The sequence below is a fragment of the Pseudomonas sp. UC 17F4 genome (genome assembly GCF_900101695.1).
Lineage (GTDB): Bacteria > Pseudomonadota > Gammaproteobacteria > Pseudomonadales > Pseudomonadaceae > Aquipseudomonas.
In genome coordinates, this window is sequence record NZ_FNKV01000001.1 from 3055639 (window position 1) to 3068359 (window position 12721).

At 65.1% G+C, this 12721-nt stretch carries 12 protein-coding genes; 3 read left to right on the forward strand and 9 right to left on the reverse strand.

From position 1 onward, the window contains the following. Positions 1-26: 26 nt before the first annotated feature. The 3 genes from BLR26_RS14150 to BLR26_RS14160 all read right to left on the reverse strand — a co-directional run bounded on the left by BLR26_RS14150 (position 27) and on the right by BLR26_RS14160 (position 3450). Positions 27-713, reverse strand: a complete 687-nt coding sequence (locus BLR26_RS14150; RefSeq protein WP_093381520.1) for a TIGR04211 family SH3 domain-containing protein — start codon at positions 711-713, stop codon at positions 27-29. A gap of 182 nt (positions 714-895) precedes the next feature. After that, complete coding sequence (gene ppnN / locus BLR26_RS14155; RefSeq protein ID WP_045194108.1) at positions 896-2269, reverse strand: nucleotide 5'-monophosphate nucleosidase PpnN; 1374 nt, start codon at positions 2267-2269, stop codon at positions 896-898. Between the two features lie 86 nt (positions 2270-2355). Then, the gene (locus BLR26_RS14160) at positions 2356-3450 is read right to left on the reverse strand and encodes a DmpA family aminopeptidase (RefSeq protein WP_093381523.1); all 1095 of its coding nucleotides are present in this window, start codon (positions 3448-3450) and stop codon (positions 2356-2358) included. Positions 3451-3616: 166 nt separating this feature from the next. On the opposite strand from BLR26_RS14160, the gene BLR26_RS14165 reads away from it, so the two are divergent. Next, the gene (locus tag BLR26_RS14165) at positions 3617-4408 is read left to right on the forward strand and encodes a helix-turn-helix transcriptional regulator (RefSeq protein ID WP_093381526.1); all 792 of its coding nucleotides are present in this window, start codon (positions 3617-3619) and stop codon (positions 4406-4408) included. Positions 4409-4411: 3 nt separating this feature from the next. Next, the gene (locus BLR26_RS14170; RefSeq protein ID WP_093387487.1) at positions 4412-5035 is read left to right on the forward strand and encodes a glutathione S-transferase family protein; all 624 of its coding nucleotides are present in this window, start codon (positions 4412-4414) and stop codon (positions 5033-5035) included. A gap of 12 nt (positions 5036-5047) precedes the next feature. Here the strand turns inward: BLR26_RS14170 and ampC are convergent, their stop codons facing one another. After that, positions 5048-6205: a class C beta-lactamase gene (gene ampC, locus BLR26_RS14175; RefSeq protein ID WP_093381529.1), complete on the reverse strand. Its 1158-nt coding sequence runs from the start codon at positions 6203-6205 to the stop codon at positions 5048-5050. Positions 6206-6336: 131 nt separating this feature from the next. Between ampC and BLR26_RS14180 the strand changes: the two genes are divergently transcribed. Further along, complete coding sequence (locus BLR26_RS14180) at positions 6337-7212, forward strand: LysR family transcriptional regulator (RefSeq protein ID WP_093381532.1); 876 nt, start codon at positions 6337-6339, stop codon at positions 7210-7212. Here BLR26_RS14180 and BLR26_RS14185 read toward each other — a convergent pair. The 5 genes from BLR26_RS14185 to BLR26_RS14205 all read right to left on the reverse strand — a co-directional run bounded on the left by BLR26_RS14185 (position 7202) and on the right by BLR26_RS14205 (position 12658). After that, positions 7202-8251: an NAD(P)/FAD-dependent oxidoreductase gene (locus BLR26_RS14185; RefSeq protein WP_093381535.1), complete on the reverse strand. Its 1050-nt coding sequence runs from the start codon at positions 8249-8251 to the stop codon at positions 7202-7204. The two genes, BLR26_RS14180 and BLR26_RS14185, sit on opposite strands and share 11 nt — an antisense overlap. Then, complete coding sequence (locus tag BLR26_RS14190; protein ID WP_093381540.1) at positions 8248-8673, reverse strand: hypothetical protein; 426 nt, start codon at positions 8671-8673, stop codon at positions 8248-8250. The genes BLR26_RS14185 and BLR26_RS14190 overlap by 4 nt, the downstream gene beginning before the upstream one ends. Before the next feature lie 29 nt (positions 8674-8702). After that, on the reverse strand, positions 8703-11363 hold the full coding sequence (locus BLR26_RS14195; RefSeq protein WP_093381544.1) for a DUF4132 domain-containing protein: 2661 nt from the start codon (positions 11361-11363) through the stop codon (positions 8703-8705). A gap of 5 nt (positions 11364-11368) precedes the next feature. Beyond that, complete coding sequence (locus tag BLR26_RS14200) at positions 11369-11764, reverse strand: hypothetical protein (RefSeq protein WP_093381548.1); 396 nt, start codon at positions 11762-11764, stop codon at positions 11369-11371. Between the two features lie 81 nt (positions 11765-11845). Then, entirely contained in the window at positions 11846-12658 is an 813-nt protein-coding gene (locus BLR26_RS14205) for an AraC family transcriptional regulator (protein WP_093381551.1), read from the reverse strand. Positions 12659-12721 lie beyond the last annotated feature (63 nt).

Sequence of the window (12721 nt, forward strand, 5' to 3'; positions counted from 1 at the left end):
CTACGCAGTAGCCCCGTAATCAGCCATCAGAACCAGCGGTCATTCTTTTTGCGCCCACGGCTCAAGGCCGGCAAGATCAAGCCCGCCAGCAAGCCGGCACCGGCGATGCCGCCGCCGTACACCATGTAGCGCATCAACACCTGTTTGTTCTCGTCACCCAGGCGCGCCTGGGTGCTGCGCAGTTCCGACTGGGTGTCGCTCAGCTCGGCATTGAGCGCCTTGCTGCGTGCTTGCAGCTCGTCGATCAGCGCCTTGCGCGAGTCGAGGGTCTCTTGCATGCCTTGCACGCGGGTCTTCCAGCTGTCGTCGATGGTCTTGAGCTGTTCGCTGAGCTGGGTCACCTGCTCGGTCAGTTGCGGCAGGCGCTCGGCCTGGCCGGGCACGGCCTGCAGGTCGCTGCTGGTGATCCACACGGTGTCGCCGGATTCGCCGCGCACCTGGCTGTAGTTGCCCTGGGTGGTCAGTAGTGTGACCTTTTGCCCGGACTTGAGGTTGCCGACAATGCGGTGGCCGTCGGTAGGGCCGCTACGCACGTAGGTGCTCAAGCTGTCGCTGACCCAGCGCTCGCTGCTGGGCGCTGCCTCTTCGGCATGCAGCGGGTTGGCCAAAACCAGCAGGGCGCCTATCAGGCTGCCGGTCAGCAGGCGGCGCGCGCCCGGGTTGCAGGAGGAAAACAGCGCGGGCGCCGCAGAAACGGGACGAGAGATAGGCATGATGGTCTTCGCGTGAAATAAACAATAAAAGCCCGATGACTGGGCCGGTGAACAGTCGGCGTGCGCGCAGGCCGCCTGCTGAAAGACCATATTTCTGCGGGCAGGTTCACTGAAGGGGGTAGGAAAATAGCAGCAAATGTTGCGGGCACAGGCTGTGCCCGCAAGCGGGGGCGGGGCTTGAATCAGCTCACGACGCGGTAGCAGGGCACGTATTCGGCACCGCCCGGCAGTTTCATCCGGTGCTGGTCGACGAACGCCTGCAGCAGGTGGCCGAGGGGTTCGAGCACGGCGCTGTCACCTTTGATTTCGTACGGGCCTTTCTCTTCGATCAGGCGGATGCCCTTGTCCTTGACGTTGCCGGCGACAATCCCGGAAAACGCCCGGCGCAGGTTGGCGGCCAGTTCGTGAGGCGGTAGCGCGCGGCTGAGCTTGAGCCCGGCCATGTTCTCGTGGGTCGGGTCGAAGGGGCGCTGGAAGCCTTCTTCAATCTTCAGCAGCCAGTTGAAGTGGAAGGCGTCGTTGCGCTCGCGGCGAAACTGCTTGACCTCCTTGAGCCCGTCGACCATCTGCCGGGCCACTTCGGCCGGGTCGTCGATGATGATCTGGTAGTGCGCCTGGGCCTCGTCGCCGAGGGTCGCGCGCACGAAGGCATGCAGTTGCTGCAGGTACGGTGCGGCGCTCTTGGGCCCGGTGAGGATGACCGGGAACGGCAGGCCGCGGTTGTCCGGGTGCATGAGAATGCCGAGCAGGTACAGGAACTCTTCGGCGGTACCGGCGCCGCCAGGGAAAATGATGATGCCGTGGCCGACGCGCACGAAGGCTTCAAGACGCTTTTCGATGTCCGGCAGGATCACCAGTTCGTTGACGATCGGGTTCGGCGCTTCGGCGGCGATGATGCCAGGCTCGGTCAGGCCCAGGTAACGGCTGCCGCTCATGCGCTGCTTGGCGTGGGCGATGGTCGCGCCCTTCATCGGGCCTTTCATCACGCCTGGGCCGCAGCCGGTGCAGACGTCCAGCTTGCGCAGGCCGAGCTCGTGGCCGACCTTCTTGGTGTACTGGTATTCCTCAGTGCTGATCGAGTGACCGCCCCAGCACACGACCATTTTCGGCTCCACGCCAGGGCGCAGGGTGCGGGCGTTGCGCAGCAGGTGGAAGACGTAGTCGGTGATGCCCTGGGAGCTTTCCAGGTCGATGCGCTGGCTGGCCAGTTCGCTTTCGGTGTAGACGATGTCGCGCAGGGCGCTGAAGAGCATTTCACGGGTGCTGGCGATCATTTCGCCGTCGACGAAGGCATCGGCCGGGGCGTTCAGCAGTTCCAGGCGCACGCCGCGGTCCTGCTGGTGAATGCGTACCTCGAAGTCCTTGTAGGCTTCGAGGATGGTCTTGGCGTTGTCGACGTGCGCGCCGGTGTTGAGGATTGCCAGCGCGCACTGGCGGAACAGGGTGTACAGGCTGCCGGAACCGGCTTCACTCAGTTGCTGTACTTCACGTTGAGACAGTGTTTCCAGGCTGCCTTTTGGGCTGACAGATGCATTGATAACTTCACGTTGGGGCATTCTGGGTTTCCTGTGAGCGGGTAAACGTCCATCTTCAGAACACCACCATACCGACAAATTGTCGCAGCAACGAGTGCCTTTCGCTGTCAGGCCTTCCAGCCGACCGCCTGCAGGGCCTCAAGCAAACGCTCGGGGCGCAGCGCCAGGACCTTGCTGCCATGGGCCTCGAGGTCGGTGGCAGCCAGCAGGGCATTGACGATGGCTTCCTCGACGGCGTCCGCCGCTGCGCTGAACAACGCCGAGATATGGTCGTTGTTGACCATCTCAACTGTGCTGGTCGGCGCGCCGGGGTGGCCGAAGTTGGCTGCCGGCAGGCTGTTGCCGGTAGAGAAGGCGATGAAGATGTCGCCACTGGAGTCCTCGGTGCCGCCGCCGACCCGTGCCAGGCCGACGCTGGCCCGTTGCGCCAGGCGCGTGCATTGGTGCGGCAGCAGCGGGGCGTCGGTGGCCAGGGTGATGACAATCGAGCCCATGCCCGGCTCGCCGACATTGCGCGGCGCGCTGAACGGCGAATGCACCTCGCCCAGCACCTGGCCGACTGGGTAGCCGGCCACCCGCAGGGCGCCGCGTACGCCATAGTTGGCCTGCACCAGGACGCCGACGGTCCAGCCGCCGGCCGCGCGGTCCAGGAGCCGCGACGAGGTACCGATACCGCCCTTGAACTCGTGGCAGATCATCCCGGTACCGCCGCCGACGCACCCTTCGGCCACCGGCCCCGATTGCGCCGCGGCCAGTGCGGCGTGGACATGCTCGGCCGTTACGTGCTGGCCCCAGATGTCGTTGAGCACGCCGTCGTAGGTTTCCAGTACCGTCGGCATGCACCAGTAGGTGCGGGCCTTGGCCATCTCGCGCTCGGCCGCCACCAGCGCATCGCGGACCACGCCGACGCTGTGGGTGTTGGTGTAGGCAATCGGCGTGGTCAGCAGGCCGGCTTCGCGAATCCACTCAAGGCCGGTGGCATCGCCGTTGCCGTTGAGCACGTGCACACCGGCAAAACACGGCTGCAGGCTGGCGGCCTGGGCCCGTGGTTCGATCACCGTGACGCCGGTATTGACCGCGTGGTCGCCGCTGCCGCGCTGCACGGTGTGATGGCCGACACGCACGCCCGGCACGTCGGTAATGGCGTTGAACGCGCCAGGGGTGCCGACGCCGATACGAATGCCCAGATCACGTACACGCATTGATTCACAGCTCCTGTTGGAAGGTTCGAGGGGCGCGCAAGGGCCGTTGTTCGCAGCGCATGACAAGTGCTTGAGCAACGGCAATACTGCGTGCCGGTGTGCAGAGTCTAGGAGCCCGACCTGCCGCTGGCGATTCCCCCCAATCGTTACCCCCTAGGAGTTACCGGTGAACCTGCTATTCGAAGCCGCTGCCCACCACCATGGCCTGGCCCGGGTCATCGACCAGTTGGGCAAGCCGGGGTTCTGGCATCAGCTGATCGTGCTGCTCGATCAACTGCTGCCGTGCGACACCGCCCTGGCCTTGCTGGTGGAGCGCGAGGGCGCGCCGCAGGTGCTGGAGGAATTCGACCGCGGCTTTCGCGATGCGCCGGCGGCAGCGCCCCTGTACCTGGGCGGTCTGTACCTGCTCGACCCGTTCATCCAGGCCATGCGCGACGGCCTTGCCGATGGCGTGTACCGCATGGAAGAGGTCGCCCCGGACGAGTTTCGCAAGAGCGACTACTTCAACAACTACTTTCGTGCCCTGGTCGGCGAGGACGAGCTGCAACTGATCCTCAACCTCGATGCGGGCAAGGTCCTGGCCATCTCGCTGGGCGCCAACCAGCGTTACAACACCGCGACCATAGGCCAGCTGAGCCTGCTGGCGCCGTGGCTGCTGGCCTTGATGCGCCAGCACTGGCACCAGCAGCATCCCCGGCAGGTTGCCGAGCATTCGACCCCGGTCGAGCGGGCGCTGGAGCATTTTGGCAGCGACACGCTGTCGGCGCGTGAGCTGGAAACCGCCCGCCTGGTGCTGCGCGGCAACTCCAGCAAGGCCATCGCCAAGCGCCTGGACATCTCCCAGGAGACGGTCAAGGTGCACCGGCGCAACCTCTACAGCAAGCTTGGGGTCTCGTCCCAATCGGAGCTGTTCAGCCTGTTTTTGCAACACCTGGGACAACATGACCATCAGGAGTGAATGATGCTACGGATACTCGGCAAGGCTTCATCGATCAACGTGCGCAAGGTGCTGTGGACCTGCGCCGAATTGCAGTTGCCGTTCGAGCGCGAGGACTGGGGCTCGGGCTTTCGCTCGACCGAGGATGAGGCGTTCCTGGCGCTGAACCCCAACGCCATGGTGCCGGTGATCGTCGACGGCGATTTTGTCTTGTGGGAGTCCAACAGCATCATCCGCTACCTCGCCGCCCAGTATGGCGGCCAGGCGTTGTACCCGGCCGAACCGAAGGCGCGGGCGCGGGTTGATCAATGGCTGGATTGGCAGGCCACCGACCTCAATGGTTCGTGGAGCTACGCCTTTGTCTCGCTGGTGCGCAAGGCACCGACCCACCAGGACCCGCAAGCGCTGGCGGCGGGTTGCCGCAACTGGGCGAAGCACATGACCATCCTCGAACGTCAGCTGGAACGTACCGGGGCCTATGTCAGTGGCCAGGACTTTGCCCTGGCGGACATTGCCATCGGCCTGTCGGTCAACCGCTGGCTGCAGACCCCCATGGAGCGCCCGGCGTTGCCGGCGGTCGAGGCTTACTATGAGCGCCTGAACGTGCGTGAAGGCTATCGCTTGCATGGGCGCAACGGGTTGCCGTGAGGCCTACTGGCCTCATTGCGGGTCAAGAGCCGTGAGGATCTGATGCGCCACCTTCACCCGCTCGGCAATCGGGTAGTTCTTGTTCGCCAGCAACACAATGGCGATGCGTTTTGACGGTACGAACGCCACGTAGGCACCAAAACCATCGGTCGAGCCGGTCTTGTTCAAGAAGGTGTCGGCTGGCAGCGGCCGCGCCGGTTTCAGCCAGCTCACAGGTTGCGGCTCCAGCACCATCGACGGCGCATTGCCGGCCTGCAACTGCTCAAGGCTGACCGGGTAGGCATACTGCTCCCAACCCAGGCCCTGGGTCATGGCACCGACCTGGTAATAGCCGGTCTGGGTGGTGGCGATGGCCCGTTGCAGCGGTTTGCTCAGGCTGTGCGGCTGCATGTTCAGGTCCAGGTAGTGGAGCAGGTCCACGGCGGTCACTTTCAATCCATAGGCCTCGCCATCCAGCGGCCCGGGGCCGACGCGCACCGCTTGGTCCTGCTTGTTGTATCCCTGGGCATAGTTGCCCATCTGCGCGCCAGGCACTTGCAGGTAGCTGTGCTGCAGGCCCAGTTGCGGCAGCAGCTGTTGTTCCATCAACTGGGCGAACGGCGTTCCCAGGCTTTTCGCCGTGAGGTAGCCGAACAGGCCCAGGCTGGGGTTGGAATACAAGCGCTGAGTGCCCGGCGCGTAGTCGGCTTTCCAGTGGCCGTAGTAGCCGGCCAGGTCGGCTTCGCCCTTGACCGCGTCAGGGAACTGCAAGGGCAGGCCGCCCGCGCTGTAGGTACCAAGGTTGAGCAGGGTGATGCCATCGAACGCGGTGCCTTTGAGTGCGGGCCAGTGCTTGCTGGCCGTATCGCCAAGGCTCAGCTTGCCACTGGCCTGGGCAAAGCCTGCAAGGGTAGCGGTGAAGGTTTTACTCACCGAGCCGATCTCGAACAGGGTGTCGGCATTGACTGGCTGGCCGCTCTGTTTCGAGGCCACTCCGTAGTTAAAGTAGTGCTGCTGGCCATCGATGCTGATGGCCACGGCCATGCCGGGGATTGCCTGTTGCTGCATCAGCGGGCGCACGGCGGCGCTCACCGTTGACTCCAGCGGCGTCTGTGCAAGGCTTTGCCCGGCAACCAGGCAAAGGGTAAAGGCAGCCAGAATCCCTGGCTTGAGGTTGGTTTTTTGGTGCATGATCGGCAACCTTTCCTTAAGTGGACTGTTGTGAGCCTGGCTGCAGCAGGGAGCGCCAATCTAGGCGCTTTGCCCAGGTTGCACAAACGATGATATTTCGCAGCAGCCATTAGAAAAATTTGGGAGTCTGCATGATCCGACCACACCTGCCCCTGAATGCCCTGCGTGCCTTCGAGGCTTCGGCCCGGCACTTGAGTTTTACCCGCGCGGCCATCGAGCTGTGCGTGACCCAGGCGGCGGTCAGCCATCAGGTCAAGAGCCTCGAGGCCCAGCTCAAGGTCGCCCTGTTCAAGCGCCTGCCGCGCGGGCTGATGCTCACCCGTGAAGGCGAAACCTTGCTGCCGGTGTTGCGCGAATGCTTCGACCGCATCGCCCAGACCCTCGACTGCTTCGATGGCGGCCACTACCGCGAAGTACTCACCGTCGGCGCGGTGGGCACCTTTGCGCTCGGCTGGCTGCTGCCACGCCTGCCCGAGTTCCAGGCCCTGCACCCGTTTATCGATTTGCGCCTGTCGACCAACAACAACCGCGTCGATATCGCCGCCGAAGGCCTGGACTACGCCATCCGCTTTGGCAGCGGCGCCTGGCATGGCATCGATGCCCAGCCGTTGCTGGAGGCGCCGCTGTCGGTGTTGTGCGTGCCGTCGATTGCCGTGCAGTTGCACAGCCCGGCCGACCTGCTGCAACACACCCTGCTGCGTTCCTACCGCAGCGACGAGTGGGCCGAATGGTTCCAGGCCGCTGGCCTGCCGGGCGCGGTACAGCCGTCGCGGACCATGGTCTTCGATTCGTCGCTGGGGATGATGGACGCCGCCCTGCAAGGCGCCGGTGTGGCCCTGGCGCCACCGTTGATGTTCGAACGCCTGCTGGCCAGCGATGCCATTCGCCAGCCATTTGCCCTGGGCATCAGTACCGGCAGCTACTGGCTGACGCGCCTGCAGTCCAAGGCCGAAAGCCCGGCGATGGCGGCGTTCAAAGCCTGGCTGTTGAAGGCAGCTACAGGCTGAAACGCGAAGGCCGGCAGCCTTGCAGCTCGGGCGCCAGTCGGCTGTCGATCAGCTCTTGCGCCACCAGCCGGCCGACCACGGCCGCCAGGGTCACGCCCGAGTGCATCACCGCCAGGTACAGGCCGCTGACAGTTGGCAAGGCACCGATAATGGGGATGCGATCATCCGGCATGGGTCGCAAGCCAACCTCGGTACTGATTAGCTCAAGGCCCTGGCCGCCGTGCAAACTGTTGCGGATGGTATTGCGCGCCCGCTGGGCAATGCCCTGGGGACCGTCTTCGCCGTCGGCGTCGAGGTAGTCTTCGGCGGCCAGGATCAGCTCCGGCGTCGGTTGGCGGATTTCCAGTTCGCTGCTGGCGATCAGGGTGTGTACCAGCCGCCGTTGCGCCCGCAGGCGGATCAGGATCGACGGCGACGGATGCAGTGGCAAGCTGATGCCCAAGGGCTGCAGCAAGGCCTTGCACGCGGTGCCTGCCGCTACGACCAGGCGCTCGCAACTGATCCGTCCCTCTGCGCTGACAAGCGCGGCGACGGCGCCGTCCCGGCATTCAATCGCCAGCACCTGCGTGTCGCTGAGCACCCTGGCGCCGTTGGCCTGGGCGCGTTCCAGCAGCAAGCGGGTCATCGCCAGCGGGTCGATTGAGCCTTCCTGCGGTGCAAACAGCGCCTGCTGCAGTGGCGCTTTGAACTGCGGCTCAAGCTTTCGCACGCGAGCCGGGTCGATCGGCTCGACGCCAGCGGCGGGCGAGGGCGCTGCACTGAACGACAGTGCGCCGCTCCAGTTGATCGGCGCCGCGCCCAGCTCGTCTTGCAGGCGGTGATACTCACCAATCGCCAGATTGCGCAAGGCGGCGAATTCGCCAGGCTGCGGCGCCGTGGTGTTGATCCAGCCAAAGGCTCGCGAGGTGACCCCCAGGCCCGGCTGGCCCTTGTCGATCACTGTCACCTGGGTGTGCTTGCTCAGGTGATAGGCAATCGAGGCACCGACGATACCGGCGCCGATGACCACCACGTGCGGGCGCTCGGCCTCGGCTGTCATTGGCGATTCTCCGGCCAGGTGGCGGTCGGGAAGTAGCTTTCCATGCCCGGCTCCTTGTGCTCGACGCCGTCGCGTTGCCAGTAGCAGGTCAGGCGCGCGTAGTTGTCCAGGTCGCCGTGGATCAGGCAGGTCGAACGGTGACCGGGCCAAGTGAAACGCAGCACCTTGGCCTTGGCAATGGCCGCGACCTCGACCTGGCCGATGGCGGTGCGGGTCTTGCCGTCAATGGTCGTTGCCAGCAGCAGTTGCCCGTCCACATAGCGCAGCGTGGCCCGGCCCGAATACGTGGCGCCGTTGTCCGGCGCTTTGCCGATCAGTGCATAAGGCCCGACCACGAAGCCGTACAGCGGGTCCGGATAGTCCTCGTCATCGGCTACGCAAACCGTGCCGACCAGCAACAGACTCAGCAGCAACAGCCTCATGGCAGGCACGGGGCGATCCTCTTGTACGTTCACTTCAAAGCCAACTGCCGGGTAATGGTCGGGTCGCTGATCTTGTCGTCGTCAATCAGCAGCAAGGCCTTGGAGAGGATGATCGACAGCAGCGCGTCGCCCTCGAACGGCAGGTACTGCGGGGTGTTTTTCTGCCGCGCCTTGGCGTCGGGGACGATGCACAGGTACTGATCGTTGGGCAGCATCAGGATGTTGCCCGAGCCCAGGTGGATCTTGTAGCTGCGCAGCTTGCCGGTGACCTCCAGGAAGCGCCCGTGCAGGGTCCATTTGTCTTTGAGGCGGGTCATGCGCGGCAGCAGTTTTTCCAGCAATTGCTTGCGCGTTTGCGCGGTGGCGCCCAGCTCGCCGAACGAGTGGTTGTGCCAGTAATCGCGGTAGCGGCCGTCCGGCCCGCCGTCGGCCCACAGCGGGTCGTTGGCCAGCGAGGCGACGCCGACGAACAGGTCGACATCGCGCATCACTTCGCTGAGCACCAACGGCGGCACCTGGTCCAGCGGCAAGGGCGCAGCGTCCACGGCGTTATCCCAGCGGTTCAAGGCATAACCGCCGCCACCGGCATGGGCGCTGCGCTGGGCGGCGTCGATGGGGTAGAAGCGTACCTGGTCGCTGCTCAGGCGCAGGAAGGCGCCGGCTTCGTTGGTATCGACGCCATAGTCGTCGCCCACGCCCTCGATCCAGAACTCGGCACGCAAGCCCCAGGCCGGCAGTTCGCGGCTGGCCGGCGGGTAGGTGTCATCGACCATCAGTCGCAGCTTGTTGCGCCAGCCGCGGGCGGCGGCCAGGGCGTGGAACTGGTGCTGGCGCAAAATGTGCGCGGCGAAGCGGTTGGAGTAGCTGGCGGTGTTGCGCTCGGCTTCGGTCAGCAGGTAGACCTCGCGGTGGGCCTGCTTGAATGGCTGGGTGATCTGCAGCGCTTCAATGCGCTCGCGCCAGGCCAGGACCTCCTCCAGCGGGCGGCCGATCGGGTGCCAGAGGCGCACTTGCGCCGCGCTGGAAGGGCTGATGGTTTTACCGTCCAGGGTTTGCAGGCAGCCTTCGTTGAACACCACGGCGTGCTGCTGGCCGCCGTCGCTGATCACCCAGATCAGCCGCCGCGCCAGGGTGCCGATCAGCGGGTGGTCGAGGTAACGCTCCTGCCATTGATCGTACGGCCAGTGCTTTTCCAGCAGGAACAGGCTGTCCAGGCGCTCGGCCTGGGCCGGCAGCATGGCGCCGATGTCCTTGAGCGCGCCTTGCAGCTCCTTGAGCTCGTCCTTGTAGTCGGCCTTGACCTTGGCCGGCACCGATTTTTGCGGCGTGCCGTCGGCGCGAAACCAGCTCAGGGTAGCGGCCTTGCCATCGACCTTGAGCTCGGCGACAAAGGCGCCGTCATCAAAACTTTCGCGGCGCAGGCCGACCTGTTCCAGGCCGTAGGTCGGCACGCCGAGTTCTTCGATCTGGTCACGGGGCAGTTGCAGTGCTTCGGCGGCGCTGGTGAAGGCTTTTTCGATTTCCTTCTGCGCGGTGCCGAACTTGACCCGCACCTTGAGCAAGGCCAGTTGCCCGACCGCTTCGCTGGTTGGGATCGACGACAGCGCGAACACCGCCGCGTTGCCGACCTTGGGCGCCCGTGGGCCGATGCCGCGCACCTTGCGGTAGGCGCTCAGGGCCAGGCGGGCGATGGCCCGGGTCAGTTCGCTGTCGGCCAGCGGCGCGCACATCCACAACAGGCCGCGCAGCACCGTGGCGTTGCCATCGTGCATGCGTGCGCGGTCATCGGTGCTTTCCCAGCCGACGTTGAGCAACGCGCCGCAGCGCCCGGCATCGACCCGCGCAAACCAGCGCAGCAGTGCCGCCCGCAGCGGTGCTTCACCGACCTTGGCCAACAGCGCCTGGGCGTTCTTCAGCCATTTCGCCGAGGGCCGCGCCGAAGTTGCCGCAGCGGCCTGACGCAACAGCGCCAGCCAGTCTTCGCGCACCTCGGGGCTCAGTTGTTCGAGGTCTTCCAGGGCCAGTTGGGTCCAGTGTTCGCACGGCGCCAACACCTGCCAGGCGCCGCTGCCCAGCAGCGGGTCGAGCTTGGCCAGCAGTTGTTCGCCGAAGTTGCCGTAGTGGCCCAGGTCGGCGCACTGGCTGCGCAGCATGATCAGCAGGTCACGCAGGTCGGTTGGCACTGTGCTGAAGTGTTGCGCGATGACCCAGTCGGTCACCGTCAGGGTCGGCAGGGTGCCGTAATAGGCGAAGCGGTAGCTGGTGAACCACTGCAGCACAGGCTCGGCCAGCTGGCCGACGTCGGCGCCGTTTTCCATCAGCCAGGTCATCAGCGCCGGCAGTACGCCGTAGTCGAAAATGTGCGAGAAGGCATGCCCGGCACTGGCGGTGCTCAGCTCACCGTTGTAGGCCACCACCCGTTCGATCAGCGCCAGCACCAGGCGCGTGCGCAGCGCCGGGTCAGGGCTCAGGGCCATCACCGCCGGCAATTTGCCCAGGGCGAAGACCATGGCGTCGGGGCGGCCGTGAATTTTTTGCAGCAGCGGCAGCAGTTCGCCGATCAGCTCATGCTCGTGGCGCAGTTCGGAGCCGGCCAGCAGCGGGTAGCCGTCCGGGCCGATGTGCTCGACCGGGCCCAGTTCGGTTTGCGCGCGGTCGTGGCGAAACGCCTGAAGTTGTTCCAGTGCCATGAGGTTCAGCCTCCTACCAGCGGGGTCAGTTTGATGAAATTGACCACGCTGTCGTGGCGGATGGTCAGGACTTCGTCGAGGCTTTCGGCCTGACGCTCGTCGAGCAGGATGAAAAAGCCATTGCGCTCGAAGGCCTCACAGGCGATGTCGACCTGCTTGCGCCAATCGATGGTCTGGCGCTCGATGACAGGCTCGCCATTGAGCGCAGCTTCCAGCGGTTCGGGGTTGACCAGGCGCTGGCGCCGACTGTGGCCGGTTTCAGTGCTGCGCTGCAGGACTTCCTGATGGACCCGTTCGCGGATCAGTTGGCGCACGGTGATGGTGTCGGTGGCAAAGTGCAGGGCGAAATCGTCGAAGACTTCGCCCGAAACCGACTCGTCGCGGACGGTGAGCGTTGCCATGGGAACTCCTTTTCTGGCAAGAGGCAAAACGAATGGGCGCAAGAGTATCAGGCTGGTCGGCGGATTTCGACGTGCAGGCGCTCAACCATCACTGCCGTTGCGTGCGCGAAAGAACTCCCCCGGCGGTAGGCCGAACTGCTTGCCGAAGGCGGCGATAAACGCCGACAGTGATTCGTAGCCGCAGGCCAGGGCCACGTCGGTGACCCGCTCGCCGCGCTCAAGGGCCGGCAGGGCGCAAAGCAGGCGCATGCGCTGGCGCCAGAGGCGAAAGCTCAGGCCGGTTTCGCGTTGAAAACGCCGGCTCAGGGTTTTCTCCGACACGCCGGCTTGCCGCGCCCAGTCGGCCAGCCCGGTCGGCGAATCGGGTTGTGCCTGCAGGTGGCTGCACAGGGCGCGCAACTCAGAGTCCAGTGGCAGCGGCAGCATCAATTGCTGTTGTTCTGCATTGTCCAACTGGTCGAGCAGCACCTGCACCAGGCGCCCGTCGGGGCCCTCGCTGTCGTATTCCACCGGCAGTTCGCTGAAGCTGCGGATCAGCTCGCGCAACAGCGGCTTGACCGCGACTACCCGGCATTGCGGCTCGCGCCAGCTTGCCGGTGCTTGCTCCAGGTACAGGCTGCGCAGGCAGGTGTCGTCGGCGCAACTGACCCGGTGCGGCACGTGCGCCGGCAGCCACACTGCGCGCTGCGGCGGCACCAGGTAGAAACCCTGGTCGGTGTGCACCTCCAGCACGCCGCGAATGGCATAGGACAACTGCCCCCACGGATGGCTATGGCGGTAGCCGAGCACCACGTTGGGCAGCGCCTGCACATGGCCATACACCGGGCGCGGCAGTGCCGTCAGCTGCTCCAGTGACTGCGGGGTGAAGGCGGGCGGTTGTCCTTTTGGCGACACTGGCGGGGCGCTGGCGTTAGTCAAGATCGGGCAAAGACCTTAACGTCTGCGGCGCCACAATAA

What these genes read in the sequence shown, in the direction of transcription:
- BLR26_RS14150 (WP_093381520.1), bottom strand. Translation starts at nt 713, where the DNA reads ATGCCTATCTCTCGTCCCGTTTCTGCGGCGCCCGCGCTGTTTTCCTCC.
- ppnN (WP_045194108.1), bottom strand. Translation starts at nt 2,269, where the DNA reads ATGCCCCAACGTGAAGTTATCAATGCATCTGTCAGCCCAAAAGGCAGC.
- BLR26_RS14160 (WP_093381523.1), bottom strand. Translation starts at nt 3,450, where the DNA reads ATGCGTGTACGTGATCTGGGCATTCGTATCGGCGTCGGCACCCCTGGC.
- BLR26_RS14170 (WP_093387487.1), top strand. Translation starts at nt 4,412, where the DNA reads ATGCTACGGATACTCGGCAAGGCTTCATCGATCAACGTGCGCAAGGTG.
- ampC (WP_093381529.1), bottom strand. Translation starts at nt 6,205, where the DNA reads ATGCACCAAAAAACCAACCTCAAGCCAGGGATTCTGGCTGCCTTTACC.
- BLR26_RS14180 (WP_093381532.1), top strand. Translation starts at nt 6,337, where the DNA reads ATGATCCGACCACACCTGCCCCTGAATGCCCTGCGTGCCTTCGAGGCT.
- BLR26_RS14185 (WP_093381535.1), bottom strand. Translation starts at nt 8,251, where the DNA reads ATGACAGCCGAGGCCGAGCGCCCGCACGTGGTGGTCATCGGCGCCGGT.
- BLR26_RS14190 (WP_093381540.1), bottom strand. Translation starts at nt 8,673, where the DNA reads ATGAGGCTGTTGCTGCTGAGTCTGTTGCTGGTCGGCACGGTTTGCGTA.
- BLR26_RS14195 (WP_093381544.1), bottom strand. Translation starts at nt 11,363, where the DNA reads ATGGCACTGGAACAACTTCAGGCGTTTCGCCACGACCGCGCGCAAACC.
- BLR26_RS14200 (WP_093381548.1), bottom strand. Translation starts at nt 11,764, where the DNA reads ATGGCAACGCTCACCGTCCGCGACGAGTCGGTTTCGGGCGAAGTCTTC.